The organism is Planctobacterium sp. R6 (assembly GCF_055755215.1).
The window spans coordinates 128396-147662 of the sequence record NZ_JBVTQY010000004.1; the positions used below are offsets into that span (position 1 = coordinate 128396).

At 46.9% G+C, this 19267-nt stretch carries 20 protein-coding genes; 6 read left to right on the forward strand and 14 right to left on the reverse strand.

What is annotated here, in order from left to right; translation table 11 throughout:
* Positions 1-10: 10 nt before the first annotated feature.
* The 5 genes from AC0J20_RS04435 to AC0J20_RS04455 all read right to left on the reverse strand — a co-directional run bounded on the left by AC0J20_RS04435 (position 11) and on the right by AC0J20_RS04455 (position 5806).
* Positions 11-1021 (reverse strand): AAA family ATPase, encoded by a 1011-nt coding sequence (locus AC0J20_RS04435; protein WP_229528926.1) that lies wholly within the window; start codon positions 1019-1021, stop codon positions 11-13.
* A gap of 9 nt (positions 1022-1030) precedes the next feature.
* Positions 1031-1729 (reverse strand): DUF4159 domain-containing protein, encoded by a 699-nt coding sequence (locus AC0J20_RS04440; protein WP_473020768.1) that lies wholly within the window; start codon positions 1727-1729, stop codon positions 1031-1033.
* A gap of 6 nt (positions 1730-1735) precedes the next feature.
* Positions 1736-3103, reverse strand: a complete 1368-nt coding sequence (locus AC0J20_RS04445) for a TldD/PmbA family protein (RefSeq protein WP_229528928.1) — start codon at positions 3101-3103, stop codon at positions 1736-1738.
* Between the two features lie 31 nt (positions 3104-3134).
* Entirely contained in the window at positions 3135-4763 is a 1629-nt protein-coding gene (locus AC0J20_RS04450; protein ID WP_473020769.1) for a TldD/PmbA family protein, read from the reverse strand.
* 185 nt (positions 4764-4948) lie between these two features.
* A complete protein-coding gene (locus tag AC0J20_RS04455; RefSeq protein WP_473020770.1) occupies positions 4949-5806 on the reverse strand; it encodes a DUF2306 domain-containing protein in 858 nt (285 codons plus the stop codon).
* A 173-nt stretch (positions 5807-5979) separates the two neighbouring features.
* On the opposite strand from AC0J20_RS04455, the gene AC0J20_RS04460 reads away from it, so the two are divergent.
* Together AC0J20_RS04460 and AC0J20_RS04465 are read left to right on the forward strand one after the other, a co-directional pair.
* A complete protein-coding gene (locus AC0J20_RS04460; protein WP_473020771.1) occupies positions 5980-7065 on the forward strand; it encodes a helix-turn-helix transcriptional regulator in 1086 nt (361 codons plus the stop codon).
* 81 nt (positions 7066-7146) lie between these two features.
* Positions 7147-7941 carry a hypothetical protein gene (locus AC0J20_RS04465; RefSeq protein ID WP_473020772.1) on the forward strand — a complete coding sequence of 265 codons (795 nt, stop codon included), beginning with the start codon at positions 7147-7149 and terminating at the stop codon, positions 7939-7941.
* An 87-nt stretch (positions 7942-8028) separates the two neighbouring features.
* Here the strand turns inward: AC0J20_RS04465 and AC0J20_RS04470 are convergent, their stop codons facing one another.
* Positions 8029-8922: a LysR family transcriptional regulator gene (locus AC0J20_RS04470; protein WP_473020773.1), complete on the reverse strand. Its 894-nt coding sequence runs from the start codon at positions 8920-8922 to the stop codon at positions 8029-8031.
* A gap of 102 nt (positions 8923-9024) precedes the next feature.
* Between AC0J20_RS04470 and AC0J20_RS04475 the strand changes: the two genes are divergently transcribed.
* Positions 9025-9510, forward strand: coding sequence for an SRPBCC family protein (locus AC0J20_RS04475; protein ID WP_473020774.1), 486 nt, complete (start codon positions 9025-9027; stop codon positions 9508-9510).
* Positions 9511-9569: 59 nt separating this feature from the next.
* On the opposite strand, the gene AC0J20_RS04480 is transcribed toward AC0J20_RS04475, so the two are convergent.
* The 8 genes from AC0J20_RS04480 to AC0J20_RS04515 form a co-directional block, all read right to left on the reverse strand.
* Positions 9570-10859: a sensor histidine kinase gene (locus tag AC0J20_RS04480; protein WP_473020775.1), complete on the reverse strand. Its 1290-nt coding sequence runs from the start codon at positions 10857-10859 to the stop codon at positions 9570-9572.
* A 6-nt stretch (positions 10860-10865) separates the two neighbouring features.
* A complete protein-coding gene (locus AC0J20_RS04485) occupies positions 10866-11564 on the reverse strand; it encodes a response regulator transcription factor (protein ID WP_473020776.1) in 699 nt (232 codons plus the stop codon).
* Positions 11565-11606: 42 nt separating this feature from the next.
* Positions 11607-12728: a type 1 glutamine amidotransferase domain-containing protein gene (locus AC0J20_RS04490; RefSeq protein ID WP_473020777.1), complete on the reverse strand. Its 1122-nt coding sequence runs from the start codon at positions 12726-12728 to the stop codon at positions 11607-11609.
* Positions 12729-12850: 122 nt separating this feature from the next.
* Positions 12851-14425, reverse strand: coding sequence for an ABC transporter permease (locus AC0J20_RS04495; RefSeq protein ID WP_473020831.1), 1575 nt, complete (start codon positions 14423-14425; stop codon positions 12851-12853).
* A gap of 895 nt (positions 14426-15320) precedes the next feature.
* The gene (locus tag AC0J20_RS04500; RefSeq protein ID WP_473020778.1) at positions 15321-16070 is read right to left on the reverse strand and encodes an ABC transporter ATP-binding protein; all 750 of its coding nucleotides are present in this window, start codon (positions 16068-16070) and stop codon (positions 15321-15323) included.
* A gap of 142 nt (positions 16071-16212) precedes the next feature.
* Complete coding sequence (locus AC0J20_RS04505) at positions 16213-16452, reverse strand: TIGR02647 family protein (RefSeq protein ID WP_473020779.1); 240 nt, start codon at positions 16450-16452, stop codon at positions 16213-16215.
* Positions 16453-16687: 235 nt separating this feature from the next.
* Entirely contained in the window at positions 16688-17050 is a 363-nt protein-coding gene (locus tag AC0J20_RS04510; protein WP_473020832.1) for an MmcQ/YjbR family DNA-binding protein, read from the reverse strand.
* A 31-nt stretch (positions 17051-17081) separates the two neighbouring features.
* Positions 17082-17438 (reverse strand): winged helix-turn-helix transcriptional regulator, encoded by a 357-nt coding sequence (locus AC0J20_RS04515; protein ID WP_473020780.1) that lies wholly within the window; start codon positions 17436-17438, stop codon positions 17082-17084.
* 119 nt (positions 17439-17557) lie between these two features.
* Here AC0J20_RS04515 and AC0J20_RS04520 point away from each other — a divergent pair, with 119 nt between their 5' ends.
* From AC0J20_RS04520 to AC0J20_RS04530, 3 genes are read left to right on the forward strand one after another with little or no spacing between them, the layout of a single operon-like run.
* Positions 17558-18142 carry an NAD(P)H-dependent oxidoreductase gene (locus AC0J20_RS04520; RefSeq protein WP_473020781.1) on the forward strand — a complete coding sequence of 195 codons (585 nt, stop codon included), beginning with the start codon at positions 17558-17560 and terminating at the stop codon, positions 18140-18142.
* A gap of 56 nt (positions 18143-18198) precedes the next feature.
* Positions 18199-18582: a cupin domain-containing protein gene (locus AC0J20_RS04525; RefSeq protein ID WP_473020782.1), complete on the forward strand. Its 384-nt coding sequence runs from the start codon at positions 18199-18201 to the stop codon at positions 18580-18582.
* Positions 18583-18593: 11 nt separating this feature from the next.
* Entirely contained in the window at positions 18594-19247 is a 654-nt protein-coding gene (locus AC0J20_RS04530) for a DsbA family oxidoreductase (protein ID WP_473020783.1), read from the forward strand.
* The last annotated feature ends 20 nt before the right edge of the window (positions 19248-19267 follow it).

The window sequence follows — 19267 nt, forward strand, 5'->3', positions numbered from 1 at the left end:
CAGGTCCGTATTACAAAAACGACTGGCCTTTGAGACTGTCTTGCCAAAGCTGTTCAACGATAGCATCTGCACTTTGTTTATCCGCTTCAGCATGGAAATTTAACAATATGCGATGTCGTAACACACTGGCAGCGACAGATTGTAAATCCTCCAGGGTTACTGCAAAGCGCCCGGCAATCAGGGCCTTCGCTTTAGCGCATAACACCAGTGCCTGCCCGGCTCTGGGTCCTGCCCCCCAAATCACATACTTATTCACCATGTCATGAGCGCTTTCTACCGGTCTTGTCTGACGTACCAACTGTACGGCAAATTCCAACAATTCAGGGGCAATCACCACCTCTTTTACCAGTTGTTGTAGCTCAATGATCTGTTCAGCATTCAACAGAGGTTTCAGCGTGGCCGAGTAGTTTCCCGTGGTTCGCTGCAGCACCTGCAACTCCTCTTCAGCGCTGGGATAATCCACTTTCACCAACATTAAAAATCGGTCCAGTTGCGCTTCTGGCAAGGGGTATGTGCCCGACTGTTCCACCGGATTTTGAGTCGCCAAAACAAAGAAAGGGTCAGGCAAGGCATAGCGCTTTCCGGCATAGGTAACCTGTTTTTCCTGCATGGCTTCCAGTAACGCAGCCTGTGTTTTAGGTGGAGTACGGTTGATTTCATCGGCCAGTAAAAAATGGGTAAACACTGGCCCTTTAATAAAGTTGAACTCACGCTTGCCGGTGGCGTGTATCTCCTCCAGTAATTCGGTACCTACGATATCGCTGGGCATCAAATCGGGGGTAAACTGCAGACGGTGAAAGCTTTGCTCCAGGGTTTCGGCCAATGAAGATGCCAGCAGAGTTTTTGCCAGACCCGGTGCGCCTTCCAGCAAACAATGACCCCGAGCCAACAAACACACCAGTACCTGCTCAATCACCGCTTTTTGACCAACGATACGCTTGCCAATTTCTTCAACGACGAGCTGGAGGCTATCAAGCGATTTGCGTTCCAGCGATGTGTGTTCCAACGGTTTGTTTTCCATTATTTATTCCTATGCGGTCAGTGCATACATGACGATATTGACAGCGAAACGAGTATTGTCGACGCGCAGCCAGCGCTTATTGCGAAAATCATAATCCCATTCGCAACCATAATCTTTATTGCTGTAAAGCACGGCGATTTTGCCGTTGATTTCTATGGCTTTGAGGTATTCATGCACCAAATCATCTCCCCAACCATTGAGTTCATAGGACGTCCGTGGCGGTCCGTCAAAAGCAAAAAAGCTGGAATACAATGGATGATCATTAGGGATTTTTTGTAACGCGGACTCACCAAAGATATCCGCCATTTGTTGCTCAAAGCTGCGGGCAAATAACCCGTCGATATCGTGATTGCAATCGTCCACAAACACAAAGCCGCCATTGCGCACGTATTGCTCAAAGTTATTGCGCTCTTCCAGGTTAAACTGCACCAGTTTATGCCCTGCCATATAACAAAATGGGCTGTGCAACATTCGAGGGTCCGCTAACGGTAAGATTAGCTCGGTTAAATCCACCCGCAAATGCGTATATTCAATGAGCGAGTTTAAGATATTTGCCGGCGTACGCTCATCCACATCCCAGTCGCCGGACTCATAACTCAAACGGGTAAAGTAAAAGTCGTAATCGTCAGCAAAACTCAGGGGTGGGAAAGCAGAAGCGGCCGATAAGGCCGCTAACTGTTGTAAAAAGCGTCGCCGCTCAGTGTGCATAACGACTTACACTGCGTCAGACAAACTACTGAAGGTAAAGTCGCGGATCTTCATGGGCGGAATCAGACCACCATTGATTCGCACCGGTTTACCCATGGCTTCGATGTTGTTCAACATGATGATAGGACTTTCATTGAAGCGGAAGTTCTTCACCGGATACTTGATTTCGCCGTTTTCCACATAGAAGGTGCCGTCACGGGTTAACCCGGTGTACATCAGAGACTGCGGATCGAGCTGGCGAATGTACCACAAGCGAGTGACCAGGATGCCCTTGCGGGTGTTTTTGATCATCTCCTCCAGCGAATCACTTCCGCCCTCCATGATGATCTGGGTATTACCGCCGAAAATGCCGCCCCCCGTATAATGAGTAGGCTTGTACTCCGTCCCGGTTTTTTGCGCCCAGTAACGGGAATTCGGCATATTCTTCACCACCCCTTTTTCAATCCACACGGTCTTATCCACCGCATGCCCGTCAGAGGCAAAAGGCGCAGTTGGGACTTCACTGTTTTGCGGATCAGAATACAGCGTGACCCGCTCATCAAACATTTTCTGTCCCAGCTTGTTTAGTGGGCCGTCTTCTTTGCGATCCTGGGGTTTGATACTCAAAAAGCTACGACCTTCATCGGCACTGCGCTGATCCATAGCGTTAAACATGTTGGAAATCAGCTGCACAGTGGCCGCTGGCTCCAGGATCACCGTGTATTTACCGGGTTCCATTTCCTTAGCATCCACTGAGCCTTTGGCCTTTTGAATGGCAATGTTAGTGGCTGACTTAGTATCCAGATTTGACGAGTCAGTGAAATCACGGGTTACCCAGCCAGAGCCTTTACCGTCTTCGGTACGCAATGTCGCGGTAAAATCAATGTTGGTATTGGTATCGTAGGCAAACAATCCTTTATTGTTCATGATGGCGACAAAGGATTCGCTGTCATTAATAAAGCCCGATACCACCAGCTTGCCTTTTTTCGACAGCGCAATGCTGTCATTGGCCATGTTAGCCCGGGTATCCGGGGTAATAGCCGCAGTAGTGGCGGAATGACCATTGACCTTTTTGTATTTTTGCGGCTCCAGTACCGGCATAAACTCCGGGTTTTCCGGGGCCAGCTTAGCCAGTTCTTCAGAGCGCCCAACCACTTTTTTCAGTGATGCATCGTCAAACTCATTTATCGTTGCCACACCGGTTTTCTTACCAAAAGACGATTGCACCACCAGGGTTACATCACTTACTTCGCCAGCGGTAGATACGGTATTCCTGGCATAACGCACATTGCCTTCCAGACTGCCGGATAAGTTACATTCACACTCATCGGCTTTGGAGAATGACAACACTTTCACCAATAATTCTTTTGCTTCTTTTTCGCTGATAATAGCCATTTTAAAAATCCTCTCTCATTGTTGTCAGTGCTTACACGTTACGCGCGGTGTTGATAACGTTGACATTGTTAAATCGGGTGGTGGGACAACCGTGCGATACGGCGCTCACCTGAGAGGGTTGACCTTTGCCATCAAAGAAAGAACCACCCAGGCGATAATCTGATTTACCGGCCATTTGGGCACAGCTGTTCCAGAATTCCTGAGTATTGGACTGGTAGGCAACATCTTCGATTTGGTCGGTGATCTTGCCATCTTTGATTTCATAAAATAACTGACCACCAAACTGGAAGTTGTAGCGCTGCTGGTCAATGGAAAAGGAGCCGCGACCGGCGATATAAATACCGTCTTCCACGTCTTTGATTACATCTTCTGCGGAGATATCTTTTTTATTGGGTCGCAACGAAACGTTTGGCATACGCTGGAACTGCACATCTGCCCAGCTTTGTGAATAACAGCAACCATGAGACTCTTTCTGATCAATCATGTGCACCTGATCTCGGGTGGCCTGGTAGTTCACCAGGATACCGTCTTTAACCAGGTCCCATTCTTTGGTTTTAACACCTTCATCGTCGTAACCCACATAGCCCAGAGAGCCTTCCTGAGTCTTGTCAGCAAACAGGTTGACGATGTCAGAGCCGTACTGGAATTTACCGGAGCGCCATTTATCCAATGTAGCAAAGCTGGTTCCGGCATAGTTGGCTTCATAACCCAGGACCCGATCCAGCTCCAGAGGGTGTCCTACTGACTCGTGGATGGTTAACATCAGGTGAGCCGGGTCCAGTACCAGATCATATTTACCTGGTTCAACGGATTTAGCCTTTAATTTGGCTTTAAGCTGCTTGCCAGCTTCGGCTGCATCTTCCAGCATATCGTATGAATTTTTATAGCCGATATTCGCGCCCTGAACCCGAATCTTGTCTTCTTCTTTTCCGTCCAGGTATTCAAAACCCATACCCACCGGATTACCCAGGCTGTTACGGGTTTTAAAGCCGCCCTCACCTACCGAAGTGGCGAAGAAAGGTGCCCATAAACGATGTACATCCTGATCAATGTAGGAGCCATCACTGGAGGCAAAATACTTCTGTTCATTCACGAGGAACAAAATTGAGGTGATGTAATTGGCGCCGTTAGCCATCGCAGCATCATTGACCGACAACAATAAATCCACTTTTTCTTTAATGGGAATTTCAATGGCGTTTTTCTTGATAGGCGATTGCCAGGATACCTCACCAACCCCTTTCACCGGAGCCAGTTTGACCGGTTCATCCTGAAATTTAGAGTTGGCTTTAGCGACAGCACAGGCCTGCTCGGCGGTTTTCGCAACTGAATCCGGGTCCATTTTAGAACTGGCAGCAAAGCCCCAGGTACCATTGACGATCACCCGAATACCCACGCCGGCAGACTCGGTATTAACGATATTGTCGACGTTCTTTTCTCTGGTGGTAACAAATTGATTCAGGTAGCGCCCTACACGCACATCACAGTAGGTAGCACCTTTTGCCTTAGCGGCATTTAACGCCACGTCCGCGAGACGCTTTTTAAACTGCACGTCCATGGGTTTATCCAGCAGTTGCTCTTCTGCCACTACGTTACCCATGACAGGTAACATCAGGGCGCCCGTGCCGACGCCGGCGATTTTTACAAATTCCCGTCTGTCCATTTCCAACCTCGTTGTCGTTAAGTGTTATTGTTCTATTTTTACTTTTTAGCAGCGTGTCAGACTGTCAGGATTCGAAACTTACGTCAACACAGGCTGTTGTCATTGGCGCAAGTTAATATTTTCAAAATGTTTCCACCAGTACTGAACACAACCTGAACAACAAATGAACCATCCCTGTTCAAACATTAAAGTAACGCAGTAACCGCAGCGATTTTGGGCCACCACATCATGATTGCGGCCGATATCACTCCAATCAGGGTAATAACAACACCTCCCCACATCAAAGCGGCAACACTCCAGACTCGCTCTGGCTGTTTTTGCTTCTTTGCCCAGAAATAGCATTCAGCAAGCAACATAGGTAATAAATAACAGGCAAAAGACAAAAAGATATCGGTTGGACCGTCCAGTTTGTTGCTATTGCCATTGGAGCCCTGATTGACCATATACCAGCCCATCAGATAGAGACGAAACGTCCACACGGCATTCACCAGGATAAAGCTGTGCACTGCCCACCGCATATGCAAATCCAGTCTTTTTTTAACGGCATAACGCCAGGCCATCGCGATAGCGAACAGGATTAATATTCCATTTAAGGTAATGCCCAATGAGCCTAAATCACTTAATCTTAAACCCGTAATCCATTGCAGATACAAACCGGTAACGGCACCGGAAATACCCAGTGAGAAAAACACCCGACCATTCCAGCGATGAAATGCCCGAAAGCGATTGCGAATCGCCGGGATCAGTTGCAAACAACCGAAAACAGACAGGTAAGCTGCCGGTAATATATGAGACAAAAAGACAACGAAATCGAAACCCTCAGCCTTTTTGTAACCTAAGGTAGGCGTTATCTCAGCGATATTTATATTGAGTGTCAGGGTTAAGGCATACACCATTAGAATGTATGTTGCGAATGCCCATTGACCTGCCAAAGCAAGTACCACCCAACTTTTTACACTTAATTCGAGAAATTTTCTGCCATGGGTTACCTTAAAAATGGCTTCGGCTTCACCAACATGCGATTGACTTTGTATACGATTCATTTTTCTATCCAGATGATTAAAGTGCCGTCAGTCTGTCGCCAAAAACACGTGATTACTCGCCGACTTCTGAATTCAGACCTACAAAGTTGATGTATTTTGTTGCAATAAGAAAATTGCCTGACATAACCTCAGTCGCTATGATGCCCCTACTGCAAGCACCAAAAACAAAGCCCATGGAAAAACTGACCAGCATTCAGCTAGCACTTTTAGCCACAACGTTAGGATTGTTGATGGCGCAAACCATGGTGAAGCAAAAACACACCATGCATTTATTGTTTGCTCTTTTTTTAGGCTCTGTGGCGATGGGCACAGCACAAAAATTATCCGGCGATATATTGGGGAACTATCGTTATCTGGTGGGCATGGGTGCCTGTGCCACCTGTAACGTATACTGGTTATTGTCACGTACGCTGTTTCGTTCGAAACAAGCCTTGTCAGCCCAGCACCTTTTGTTCGCCCTGGCCCTGGGCATACTCATCATGTTCAAACAAGGCTATCTGTTTCTGGACAACCTGTGGCAATTCGACAGCGCAACAAACCAAAATACCATTGCGATTCTTGGTGAGCTGACGATGATGTTGTCTTCCTGCGTGTTAATTCTCACAATATGGGAAGGTATCAATGGCTTTCAGCAGGCAACCAGCACTGAGAAACAACAACGCCTGCTGTTTATAATCACTATTACCTCGGCCATCGCTATCTGCAAAACCGTCACCTCCACGTCGTTTTTGACGCCTGATATGGCGCGATTTGTAGTAAGCGCTGTTGCTGTCTACGTAATTTGTACAACACAGTTGTTAATATTCTGGATTAGCCAGACAAGAAAGGCTGCACTAACAGGCTCCGGATTGACACAGCAGCATTCAGTCAACAATCCAATATCGGATACACAGTTAGCGGAACTGACAAAACGCCTGGATAACCTGCTTTGCGCTCAAAAACGCTTCTTACAACCCAATCTGAAAGTAGCCGACATGGCTCGCGAACTGGATGTTTCAGAATACCTGATCAGTCGGGCTATCAGGCACAATTCATACGGCAAAAATTTCAATCAACATATTAATGCCCTGCGCATCCAACATGCCCAAACCCTGTTACAGGATGCCGGTAAGCAACACTGGTCAGTGCTGGTGATTGCCCTGGAAAGCGGCTTCGCGTCAATTGGCCCGTTTAATCGGGCATTCAAACAAATATGCGGGGTTACACCCAATCAATACCGTCAGGAAGCATTACAACTGCAATCGCTCAATTGCCATTAGCCACGCTGTCGCTGTTTCACAAGGGTTTCACATTTACCCCATTAAGCTCAGTGTTTCTTCTTACCTGTAAAAGAGAACATTATGCTTGTGCAACGTAAAAAATGGCCCTGCGTCCTGCTCCTGGCCACACTGGCTTGCGGCCTGACAACAGCGGTTTCTGCGAGGGAAAATGTCAGTCCTGCCACTTTTTCTGCGACTAACTCCTTGCATCTGAAAACCATGATAACGGAGGCCATTAGTGCGTTTGAAAACACTGAGCGAAATAGCTGGTCGCACTACATAGACCGCTACGAAAACGAAGAAGGGGATATCAGCAGCAGCACTGAACACTATGATGCCGGGCAACCCGCTGGGCAGCGTTGGACACTACTAACACTCAATGGTGAACAGCCCTCTGACAAAGCCCAGCGCAAGTATCAGCAAAAACGACAAAAGCAACGAGAGAAGAACTCAGAAAACCAGGAGCAGAGCTTTTCGATCAGTTTACAGGAGCTAATTCAAACTGCTACGCTGACGTTAAACAGCGAAGATACACACTTTGTATACGCCAATTTTAAGGTTTCCCTGCCACGGATTGGTGAGGATGCGTCAAAGCACCTAACGGGATTGCTGAGCTATAACAAACAACATCAATTTATTGAATCCATCGAAATCAGCAACACGGCCCCCTTTTCGCCCATGTTCAGTGCAGAAATTACCGAACTTACCATTCAGTTTAATTTCCAGAAAATTGACAGCGCAGTCCTGCCTCTGTCAAACCAGATGACAATGAAAGGCAGTTGGGCATTTTTCACAGAAATTAATGAGGTTTCAAAAGATACCTATCGCGATTTCAACCGGATTTCAGACACCAAACAAAATGCTCAGGCCAAATGATACCGTTCTCTTCAATGCTGAAGCGCCCCGCCCGCAGACTCAACTCCCCGTTATAGTGTGGAGCCAGAAGCGGGGTGCTGTATCTGCTTAACCGGCACCCCGGTATTTATCAATGATAAAATTCTTAAAGGTTTGCAAATGCGCTGATTGATAACTCACTTTCCGGTAGACGAAGTAAAGCTGCTTGGCCGGCATCTTATTATCCTGAAAGAGAGGGACCACTGTACCATTGGCAATTAACTTAAAAAGACTTTGCGACAGGTGAAAACCAATACAACCGTGTTCAAGTGTCATTGATTTAATCGCATTTACATCATCCATGTAGTGATGTGTTCCGGACTGATGACTGAATCCATGCTTTTTGAGCCAGCCTCTTACCTCTGCGGACAGCATTTCGAAATGGGGTAACGCAACCCGATGTGTACTTAATTCTGACACCCCTGTTGGCTGCCCAAAACAGGCCAGGTAATCCGGCGTCGCATAAAACGTTGGCGATACCTGCATTAATTCTCGTGCAACAAGGCGTGTACTGTCAGCTAAAGTGCCTATCCTGAAAGCAAAGTCATAATCGCGTTCACTGAAGTTCTCCAGCATTTCGGAGTAGCTGATGGAAAAACTGACATTGGGAAATTTAAGTGCAAACTCATTGAGATATTGGGATAAGTTTGAGCCAATAAGTGATTTAGAAACCGTGATTCTAATTTGACCGGCAATGGTGCCCTTTTGCAGCTTTATTTGTCTTTCTGAATCTGCAATTTGCTTTAAAATTGCACTGCTGGATTGGTAGAACGTTGAACCATGACCGGTTAGCACCATCTGTTTATTGGAGCGATCAAACAACTGAACCTCAAGGTCTTGCTCCAGATTGGCAATGTGCTTGCTTAGCGCCGATGGTGTTCTGTTCAAACTTTCGGCAGCCAGTCTTAAACTTCCGGTTCTGACAATAGCGACAAACGATTCATATTGCGATAGTTTTGACACATCACTTTCCATTTAGGAAACACGGATGCAAGTATAGTTCACTTTTCGTTACCTACAAAGCCTCATATAGTTCGCCATAATTCAGGCAAACAGGAACTCTATATGAAGCAATTGGCAAACACTTCAATCAATGTGGCTGTCCCGGTGGACACTCTTTTTAACTTCGTAACCAATATGGAAAATTACGGGCTTTGGTTTCCCGGTGTTGTCGCGATCAGTTCCCACAACAAGTTAAAGCACGGCACCAAGGGTAAAATATACAAAGAGGTAATCGACATGCCGGATGGACAACACAACCTGCTGATAGAAGTCAAAGAAACCAAAACTAATGAGTATTTCTACACCGAGGGGGATCTGGCGCCACTGCTACCCGCTATGCAAATGCAGTTCAAGTCAATAAACCTGGAGCAGTCACAACTGAACCTGAGTTATTATTCAAGAAACAATAAATTGGATACCCATTCAGAATTGTTTAAAAGCATTACAGAAAATTTATCCGGGAGAGTTAACATCGCAGGGGTAAACCTACAGCAAATATTAAGCCCGCAGGGTGATCATGCTATCCAGGCCCTTAACAGACAGACTTAATTTGTGTGCACCATGTCAACTTCACGTAGCGTGATGTGCTCATTCAGCCAGGGTCAGATTCATTGTGCAAAACGAACCGTAACCCGGGTGCCCTGCTGGCTTTCCACCTGAAACTGCCAGCCCTGGTGCTCGCACAGCCGTTTTACAATGGACAACCCAAAGCCGAAACCGGTACTTATTGCCCCTTTAATACCGGCCTCAGTCAGCTTATCAGAAATTCCGGGGTCGATGCCGGGCCCGGAATCCTGAATGATTAAACTGTCATCGGCAAAGTCAATCAGCACTTCACCCGAATCCGTATATTGAAACGCATTACTGAGCAAATTATCCAGCAAGACTTTTAACATATCCGGAGAAGCATGAAGGAGCGTGTCACAGCGTCCGGAAACCTCAACGTCCACCGGCTTATCGTTTAGTAGCAAATGATTATCCAGTATGGATTTTTCTAAGACCGACAGCAATGAAATGGGCTGTTTTGCGGTGGCGCTATGCTCTTCTCTGGCCAGCATTAACAGCGCCTGCACCGTCCTTTCCATTTGCGTTGCGGCATCGTAAATGCGATTCAGAAGTTTTTCATTCGGCTGCGCCTCCTGCCCCACAACCCCGGCTTTCTGACTGCGCGCTAATTCCACGGCATTCTTTATCACTGCCAGTGGGGTGCGCAATTCGTGACTGACATCCCGTGTGAAGTGTTTTTCACGGCTCAGGGCAGCACTGATTCGGCCCAAAGTGTGTTCCAGCGTAACGGCCAGTATGCCAACTTCATTGTGCGGAAATTGTGCCGCAAATGATTTGGGAATCTGTTCAGGGGCGACACCGTCCACCAGTTCTGCCAGTTGTTTCAAGGGTTTGGTGGTTTTGCGAGCCACCAGCCAGGCCAACAGACAGGCAATCAACGACACCAGCACAGTACTGACAACCAGCAACACAATAATACCTTTGCGAATTTTGCGTACCTGCAGGTCCGCACTCACCTCTGCCAGTAAGTAAACCTCCGGATAGCCAGGTAACGCCATTGCGTGATAGTGTCGGCCCTGTTCACCATAAAACTCGATGCGTCTGGGTTCCAAAAGTGCCATCTCTTTGATTTCTTCCGGAAATGTGTGCTTAGAAAAGTGCAGGCTCATTCGCTCATTTTCCGGTTGGGACCACCTACCGGACGCCTCAAACTCAGTGATCAGACGGTTTGCCTGGCGCGCAATGTCTTTTTCGATAAAGTTATCCTCTAACACGTACATTAACAAAAAAGACAGTGCGCCAAAGATGAAAGAGAGCACCACAGTAAACAAGCAAAATTGCACAACAATGCGCGTACTCAGACTGTGATAACGTTTGCCATTAAACTGCATTGCCTGTCACTCCGACTGTTCAATATCCAGCGTAAATCCGACACCAAACACGGTTTTAATGACCGGTCTGGCGAAGGGCTTATCCAGAAGATTGCGCAATTGATAGATATGGGAACGCATCGCATCTGACTCGGTGGGTTCGTCGCCCCATAATTTATGACTTAGTTCAGAGCGGCTAACCACCTGCGGGTAGGCGTCAACCAGCACCATTAGAATGCGAAACCCCATGCTATTCAGGGCCACAGGTTGCCCGTCCCGCGACAGCGTTTTGCGCTTTCTGTCGATGCACAAGGGTCCCAGTTCAATCACATCATGGGTGTTTAGCCTGTGTCTGCGGGATAAAGCCAGGCAGCGAACTTCCAGCTCTTCCAGGGAAAAGGGCTTAGTCAAATAATCGTCTGCCCCACTGTGAAAACCCGAGACTTTATCCGCAATACTATCTCTGGCGGTCAACATCAAAACCGGCACATGACGATCGGCTTTTTCGCGGATATGTTTACACACCTCTACCCCATCCATACCGGGTAAATTGAGATCCAATATCACCAAATCATAATAATTGTTTAATGCCAATGCTAATCCCTGTGGCCCCTTTTCCGCAAAATCCATAACATGGCCTTTTTGCTCCAGAAACTCAGCAATGTTCCGCGCAATGCTTAATTGATCTTCCACGATCAGGATGTGCAAAGAAGGGGCTTGTGTCATTCTGTATTCCGTATTTCGGGTTATCCGTTCGACAATGCCAATTTACAGCGTTAAGGTTTTAACCAGTGCTTTGGCAGGCTCAAACTCAGGATTAGTGGCCAGTATGGCGTGTAAGGTAGTTAAAGCCGCCTGATTATCACCCAGTTTATGTTGAGTTTGCGCAATTTGCATGTCCAGTTGTGGGTTAGCAATGACTTTTTGAGCCACCTGCATCAGCTTCAGCGCATTGTGCAATTGCGAATCCGTTTCGGCAAGTGCCTGATAATAGTAGCCATACATACCGGCCAGCGGAAGGTGATAATAGGCTTCATCAGAGGCCAGAACCTGCAATGCCTCGCTGTCGCCTGCTAAAAATTTCGCCACCAGATCCAGGGTGCGGTCATCGCGAAAAGATTGCATCGGTGTCGGCGCAATGCCTAACGCTTTCACCAGCTTCTGTGCCACAGATATTGTAGAGGAAGGGTTTTGCCCGGTGATCAGACGCTCATCAACTGCCACATGATTCAGCATAATATCCGCAGACTGGAACTTCCCGCCGCGCTCAATGAGTTTATCCTGCAACAGAAACTCAAACTCAGGTAACCATTTTTTGCCAAACAATTGCTCTTCCTGATTAGTAAAGCCATTCACCGCTTTATTGGTCACCAGATATTTGCCATTTGCCAGTTTGACATCCACCAATGCCGCAGGCCCATGACACACGGCCGCAACCACACCCTGTTGCTGATAAATATCGGCAATCAGGGATTGCAGGTTTTGGTCTTTGGGTAAATCAAACATGGCACCTTTTCCGCCGACAATGAAGATGGCATCGTAGCGTTGCGCCTGCAGACTGGATAACGCCAGTGTGTCGTCAAGTTTCGCCATGATTTCGGTATCTTTTAACACCAGTGCATTGTAAGGTTTTTCCGGATCATACTTATCGGCTTCAACTTTCCCCCCCTGAGGACTGGCAATATCAACTGTCAGGCCATTTTGATTAAACACCAGATACGCCTTTGAAAATTCATCAAATTCATAACCGGGCTGCACGCTCCCCTGTTCCTGGCCATAGCCACTGAGCACCATCAAAACTCGCTTTTGCGCTGTCGCCTGGGCGTTACTTACTGTCAATAATCCCAAAAGCACTATCAGGACACTGAGTACCGATTTATGTAGGTTCATGTTCAAATCTCCGTAATTGTTGCTGTTTTAAACGTTAATAAAGATAAAGTCAGGAGCGTGAAACAGATGTGAAAAATGGCTCCTGAGTTGAGCCATTTTTAGATTGATAATAAAAGCCGGTATCAGTCTGTCATGAGTTCTCTGACGGAACTGGATAGACTGTGTTTACTGGCCAGTAGCCCTACTACCACCACCGAGCCGGTAATGATTAACAGGGTCAATCCCAACCACAGAAAATCCGGTTGCCAGGTCATGGAGAACTGCGACTGGTAAATCAACCAACCAGCCAACCAGGAGCCAAAAATGGCGCCACTTGCTGCAATAATTCCGGTGATTAACCACTCCAGAAATGTCAGTTGCAAACAGGTCTTACGTGAAAAACCAAAGCTCAGGATGATGCTGTTCTTCTTCCTGTCCTGGCGTTCGCCCGCCTGAATCGAAGACAAAATGACAATTGCGGCCAGCAATACAATTAATAATGCAAATCCGCTCACCACCTGAGTTACCATGTTCAACATGTTGTCAAATCGTTGCGTCATTTCCTGTAAGGAAACCATGCGCAATGACGGATGCTTTTGCCACAACTGTGACAGCATCGGAAAGTCATTGTCTTGCAGTTCCAGGCTCGCCATTGAATAGGCTACGCCGGACAAATGAGCAACGGCACTCGTCGGCATTTGAACCCAGAAGGTGATTGAGCCTGCGCCGGGTTTGTAACCATGGCTGGCCACGATATCGAATTCTGTATAGTGCTCGCCAATAGCAAAGGTCATTCGGTCACCGATTTCCAGCCCAAGATCGGTCAGTACCTCCTGTTCCACCGATATTTGCTGCCAGCTTTGCGCATTGGCGGTCCACCATTGTCCCTGCAACAATTCATTATTTGCAGGAATTTCATCACTCCAATGCAATCGAATTTCCCGTTGCAAGGTGGCCAGGCTGTCACTGGGTTTTTGGCTAAAATCTGCCAGCGATTGGCCATTTATGCTGATCAGTTTGCCATACATAAACGGCTTGCTCTGACGAATGCTAATGCCCCGATTATCAGCCCAATGCACAATGTCCTGCATTTGTGCATTGCTGGCCTGAGAAACCAACAGATTGCCGTCGTGCTGTCGCTGGTAATTGGCCATGCTGCTACCCAAATCGCGCAATAACATCAAGGTAAACAGCAACAGAAATGCACACAGTCCTACACCCAGGATCTGCGTGCTTTTGGTGATTAATCGCTGCTTCATAATAAAAAAGGCAAAGGGTAACAACCCCGAAACATTGCGGGTCAGCCATTCACCCAGAGTCATCACCAACCAACTCAACAGCACAATCAGCATAATGCTGACACCCATGGTGCCAAGCACCATCGCCGTTAACAATCCGTTATCTGAATAGGCTACAGCAATCCCCGACAGCGCCACCAGGGCACACAACCAGGCAACCCCCTGATTTAACCTCTGAGCCTGATTGAAGAGTAGTTGCAACACTGAGGACTTAGCCACGCCCAACCAAACGGGTAACTGAAACGCGGCAAATAGCATGATCAGCACAAAACTGGTGGACAAAGCTAATAGCCAGTCTGGTTGCCAGTTCAATCCGTAAAAAGTGTCAGCCAGCCACTGCAATAACGCCCAATGACAGCCCAAAGAAAGTAGTAGCACCCAGGGCACCATGGCCAGTGACTGCAGTAACCACTTAACCATTGAAATTTGAAAGATTGCAGATTTAGAGGCTCCCAGACTTTGACAGATCGCGCCAAAACACTGCTCTTTTTGCAGTTTTACTTTGGTGAGTTGCTGCAGTGCAATCGCCGCCATAAAAAACAGAATAATAGATGCCAAACCAATAAAGTTCTCGGTGCGTTGCCAGAACAAAGCCAGTGGATGCGCCCCTTTTTTATGGTAAAGAATAGCGGCGGGTAGCGCTTGCTTTTGCCAGTCCTGTAGTTGTTGTATCTGATCTGCAGAAGCCGCCACCAGGTAGCGATACGTAAACCTATCTTCTGAAAAATTAAGCAAGGCCAAATCATACTGATTTATCAGCGCCCGCATCTGCACGTTGTGCCCTTCCATCAGCCGATCTGGCTCATGCAACAACACTTTAGTTACCTTAAAATTCGTTCCGGCTATGCGGATCTGGCCGCCTGGCTGCGCTGACAACCCGGCCATTAATCGGGCATCCAGCCAGATTTCACCGGGAGCAGGCCCCTGCAACTGCCTTGCTCCGACATCAACAGAATCACCGGCGCGCAATTCACCTTGCAGCGGATAATCCTCTGCTACAGCCTTCAGTGTTGCCCGTTGCCACAGGTTATTACGGGTTAACGTGGTATCAATGCTCTGCGTTAACACCCGGTGTTCAGATAGCGAGTCAACGCTTTGCAGTTGTTGCACCGTCAATGGGCGGCTGTTTTGCAATACCAAATCAGCACCCAGTAAATTGTTCAGATTACCGGTAAGGTAAGATTGAATTGAGGCACTGGTTAAACTCAACGTCACCATAAATACCATCAAGATCATTTGAGTCCAGTTGATAAAACGCTGCCAGAGATGACGTTTTTCCTGATGATAAAACTGCCAGGCCAACCCTATATTTTGTTTAAGCATAGTGCACCGCCCTGGCGGCTACAGCCTGATCTTGCGCGGTGGATTGCTCAGTTGCCGTACATTCCTGTGACGCCCAATGTAAATTACCTTTGTTAAACGCCAGTACCTGTTTCGCCTGAGCGGCCAGCGATTCACTGTGCGTCACCATCACCAGCGCAGCGCCACGCTCCTGACAACAGGCAAACAGTATATCGGCCACTTCCTTTGCCGAAGCACTATCCAGATTGCCAGTAGGCTCATCGGCAAAGATAAACTCGGGTTCAAATACCAGCGCTCTGGCTATCGCTACCCGCTGTTGTTCGCCACCACTCAGTTGCGCTGGCTTATGAGACAGCCGATCCCCAAGCCCCACCCGTTCAAGCCACTCACCAGCACGTTTAGTGGCATGGCGTAGCCCACGCAATTTCAGGGGCAAGGCCACATTGTGTAGTGCCGTTAATTCCGGTAACAAATGAAATTGCTGAAAGATGAACCCCACTTTGTGTCTGATTTCTGACAAAGCCTGAATGCCGTGGCTACCGTGATACAAACAGGAGCCGGTGCTGGGCGGTGCCAAACCAGACATCAGAGTTAACAAACTGGATTTTCCTGAACCCGACGGGCCAGTTATAGCGTAAGAACACGTTGTATGTACCGTTAAATCGACGTGACTGAACAGGGTTATTTGACGTCCCTGGCTCTCAAAAGACTGGCTGACCTGGTTAAGTTCGATATAACCGGAATGGGCATTGCTGACTGACATATTTACGACTCCATTTTAAGGACAATGTCAGCGTAAATAACCGGGTGTGAAACAGTTGTGAAAATTGAGTCCAGTATATCCTGGCGAAATCGCTATTAGTCATGGCTACTCCGAAGTGAGCAGCCTGATATGTTCGGCGCAATTAGTGCCCTTTTAAGGCGGTGATGAGCGTAGTGGCGTGTTCCTGCAAGTCGTGCCCCAAATGGGTAAGATAACCGCCATCGACTTGGGTAATAATGCCTTTTTGGAACAGTCGCTGTGCGGCGTCAACCATGGCTGGATCTGCGTCATGATGAATTTTCAGGCCTTGATCCAAGCTTTGATTTGGGAATTTCAGAATCAACTCAATTTCATCTTTCATTTCTGGTGTTATCTGATTCATATAGTTCTCTTGTTGATAAAGGGAAATAATCGGCTTCTAGCATGTTACATCTTTTTAACAAATTCAAATGATTTCATTTTAGAAGCTGAACCTTTGTTGGTATACACTCAATTCTCAGGCTCTCAATATGTTATGAATAAAGACACTGCACCAGGAATACGGATATAGCTGTATTTACCCTAATCATGCTCAAAAGACGATTGCTTAATGCCCGAGGGTAAGCCTGCTAAAAAAGCTATTCCAGCAATCCCAACTCTCGTTGTTTTTTCTTTGTCAGCCCTTTTGCCACCAATACGTAAGAATCATAGATATACTCTTGCAGTTTTTCTTTGGATAAATAAGGCTCGCAATGATGTTGTATCCATTTAAATCCCCGAGATGCCAGATAAGGAGCAGGACGAAACCCGGGTTCATCTTTTAGGATCTCAAAATTCAGCTCAGAGGTTTTAAAGGTAATTGCGGGGCCATCCGCATTTTCCCAGCCGCCAATGGCAAATACTTTGTCATACACTTTCCATACGTGGCAACCGCCCCACTGCACCACATGACTGGTCTGTTGCAATGACGCGCAATAGTCATTGTATTCCTGATAGCTAATCATAACATTCCTCATTTACCGGGTTGTGCTGTCAAATTTGGTGTTGCTCAGACCAAATCCGCAACTGCTCTAAAATACTTAGTGCTGAGCGGCCAAATTCAGTCAGGCTATATTCCACTGCTAAGGGCCGGGTGTCCATCACTTCCCGGATTACCATGCCATTGCTCTCCAGCTCTTTTAAACGCTGATCGATCATTTTTTTGCTGGCGCCCCCCAGCATTCGACATAAATCGTTAAATCTCACCGGCTGATTTTTCAAATGATAGATAATAGAACCCGTCCATTTTCCCCCAATCATGCGCATTCCACGTTCTACTGAGCAGGGTTCTGTACAGGCATTTAAAACTATTTTCCGCCCCTTAGTATCTGTTTTTATTTCACTTTTCATAATTCTGCCTTCCTAAAACAGGTGGTTACCAAAAGTAAACTAATTGTTATTAGTATCGAGGTTACTAAAATATACCGCAATTAACCTGTTAATTCATCAACGAATTGGAGTAATTGACTATGAGTAACGTTTTAATCATCAATGCACACGAAAAATACCCTTTTTCAGAAGGCCGTTTAAATGCCACTTTAGTAGATAAAGCCGATAGCTTTTTGCGTGCTAAAGGTCACGATACCCGTATTGTAACTATGCAGAATGACATTGATGTCGAAAAGGAGTTGGAAAACCACACCTGGGCAGATGTCATCATTCTACAAACCCCTGTCAATTGGATGGGAGTGCCATGGTCATTTAAAAAGTACATGGACATTGTTTACACCGCAGGAATGGGCGGTGCCCTGTGTCACGGTGATGGTCGTACGGCAGAAAACCCTAAAGCAAATTATGGTGCAGGCGGCACATTAACCGATAAGAAGTACATGTTGTCACTGACCTTTAACGCCCCGGAAGAATCCTTTAATGACCCTGATGAATATCTGTTTCAGGGCAAAAGCGTAGATGACTTATTTTTGCCTATGCACATGAATTTCCGATTTTTTGGTATGCAAAGTCTGCCGACATTCGCCTGTTACGACGTAATGAAAAAAGCAGACGTTGAAAATGACTTCGAGCGCTTTGAAGCGCATCTGAAGCAAGTTTTTTAATGTCTTCCGGCTCACCATCAGGTGAGCCCGTCATTTATCTAACACGGAGAATTTGCATGACTGTATCGCGTTTAAAGACCTTCCTGTTCGCATTAGGTTTGGTTCCTGGTATTGCCACTATGGCGCAATCCGAATTGCGCCAGCAAGAGGCGGCCCATGAAGCTTCACCTCAGCATTACCAAAAATTATTGGAAAATGATCAAGTGCTGGTTTTAAAGATGGTTCTGAAACCAGGTGAAACGGACAACTGGCATTACCACAACAATGAAACCGTGTATTTCGAGCAAGGCGGGACACTGCGAATAGCAACGCCGAATAGCCCTGATATCCAGGAAGAGGTGCCCAATGGTCACGTTATGTGGCATCAGGCATGGCAGCATCAAGTAAGCAACCTGGGTAATAATGATGTTGTCGCCATTATTGTTGAAGCCAAACACTGAGCTACATCGCTATGAATAAAACGCTAATCAATCTTGATATCGTGTCGGATGTGGTTTGTCCCTGGTGCATCATCGGCTATAAACGCCTGGAAAAAGCACTAGAATCTTTTTCTGATGACATTCAGGCAAATTTGCAATGGCACCCTTTTGAACTCAATCCCGGTATGCCACAGGGCGGAGAAAACCTGCGTTCGCATCTGGCGGCCAAATACGGAACCACGTTGGAAGGCAGCATTAAAGCGCGAGCAAACCTGACGCAACTCGGCACTGAGTTAGGCTTTCGCTTTAATTATTTTGATGAAATGCGTATGTACAACACCTTTAAAGCCCATCAACTATTGCACTGGGCAGGTGAATATAACAAAGCACTACCATTAAAAATGCGCTTATTTTCAGCCTTTTTCTCGGAACGAAAAGCCATTGATGATCCTGAAGTATTAATTGCAGAGGCCGCAGCAGTGGGACTAGCTCCTGCCCAGGCAGAAGAAGTGTTAGCTTCTGAGCGCTATGCTCAAGCAGTACGTGATGAACAGCGCCATTGGACATCTCTTGGAATTCAGGCAGTGCCTGCATTTGTCTTTAATAAACAACAACTGCTATCTGGTGCACAACCCGTCGAAACCTTCCAACGTGTTTTGCAGCAGCTCGTCAAGGGCAAAAATTAGCCATGCCAAACAGAACATCA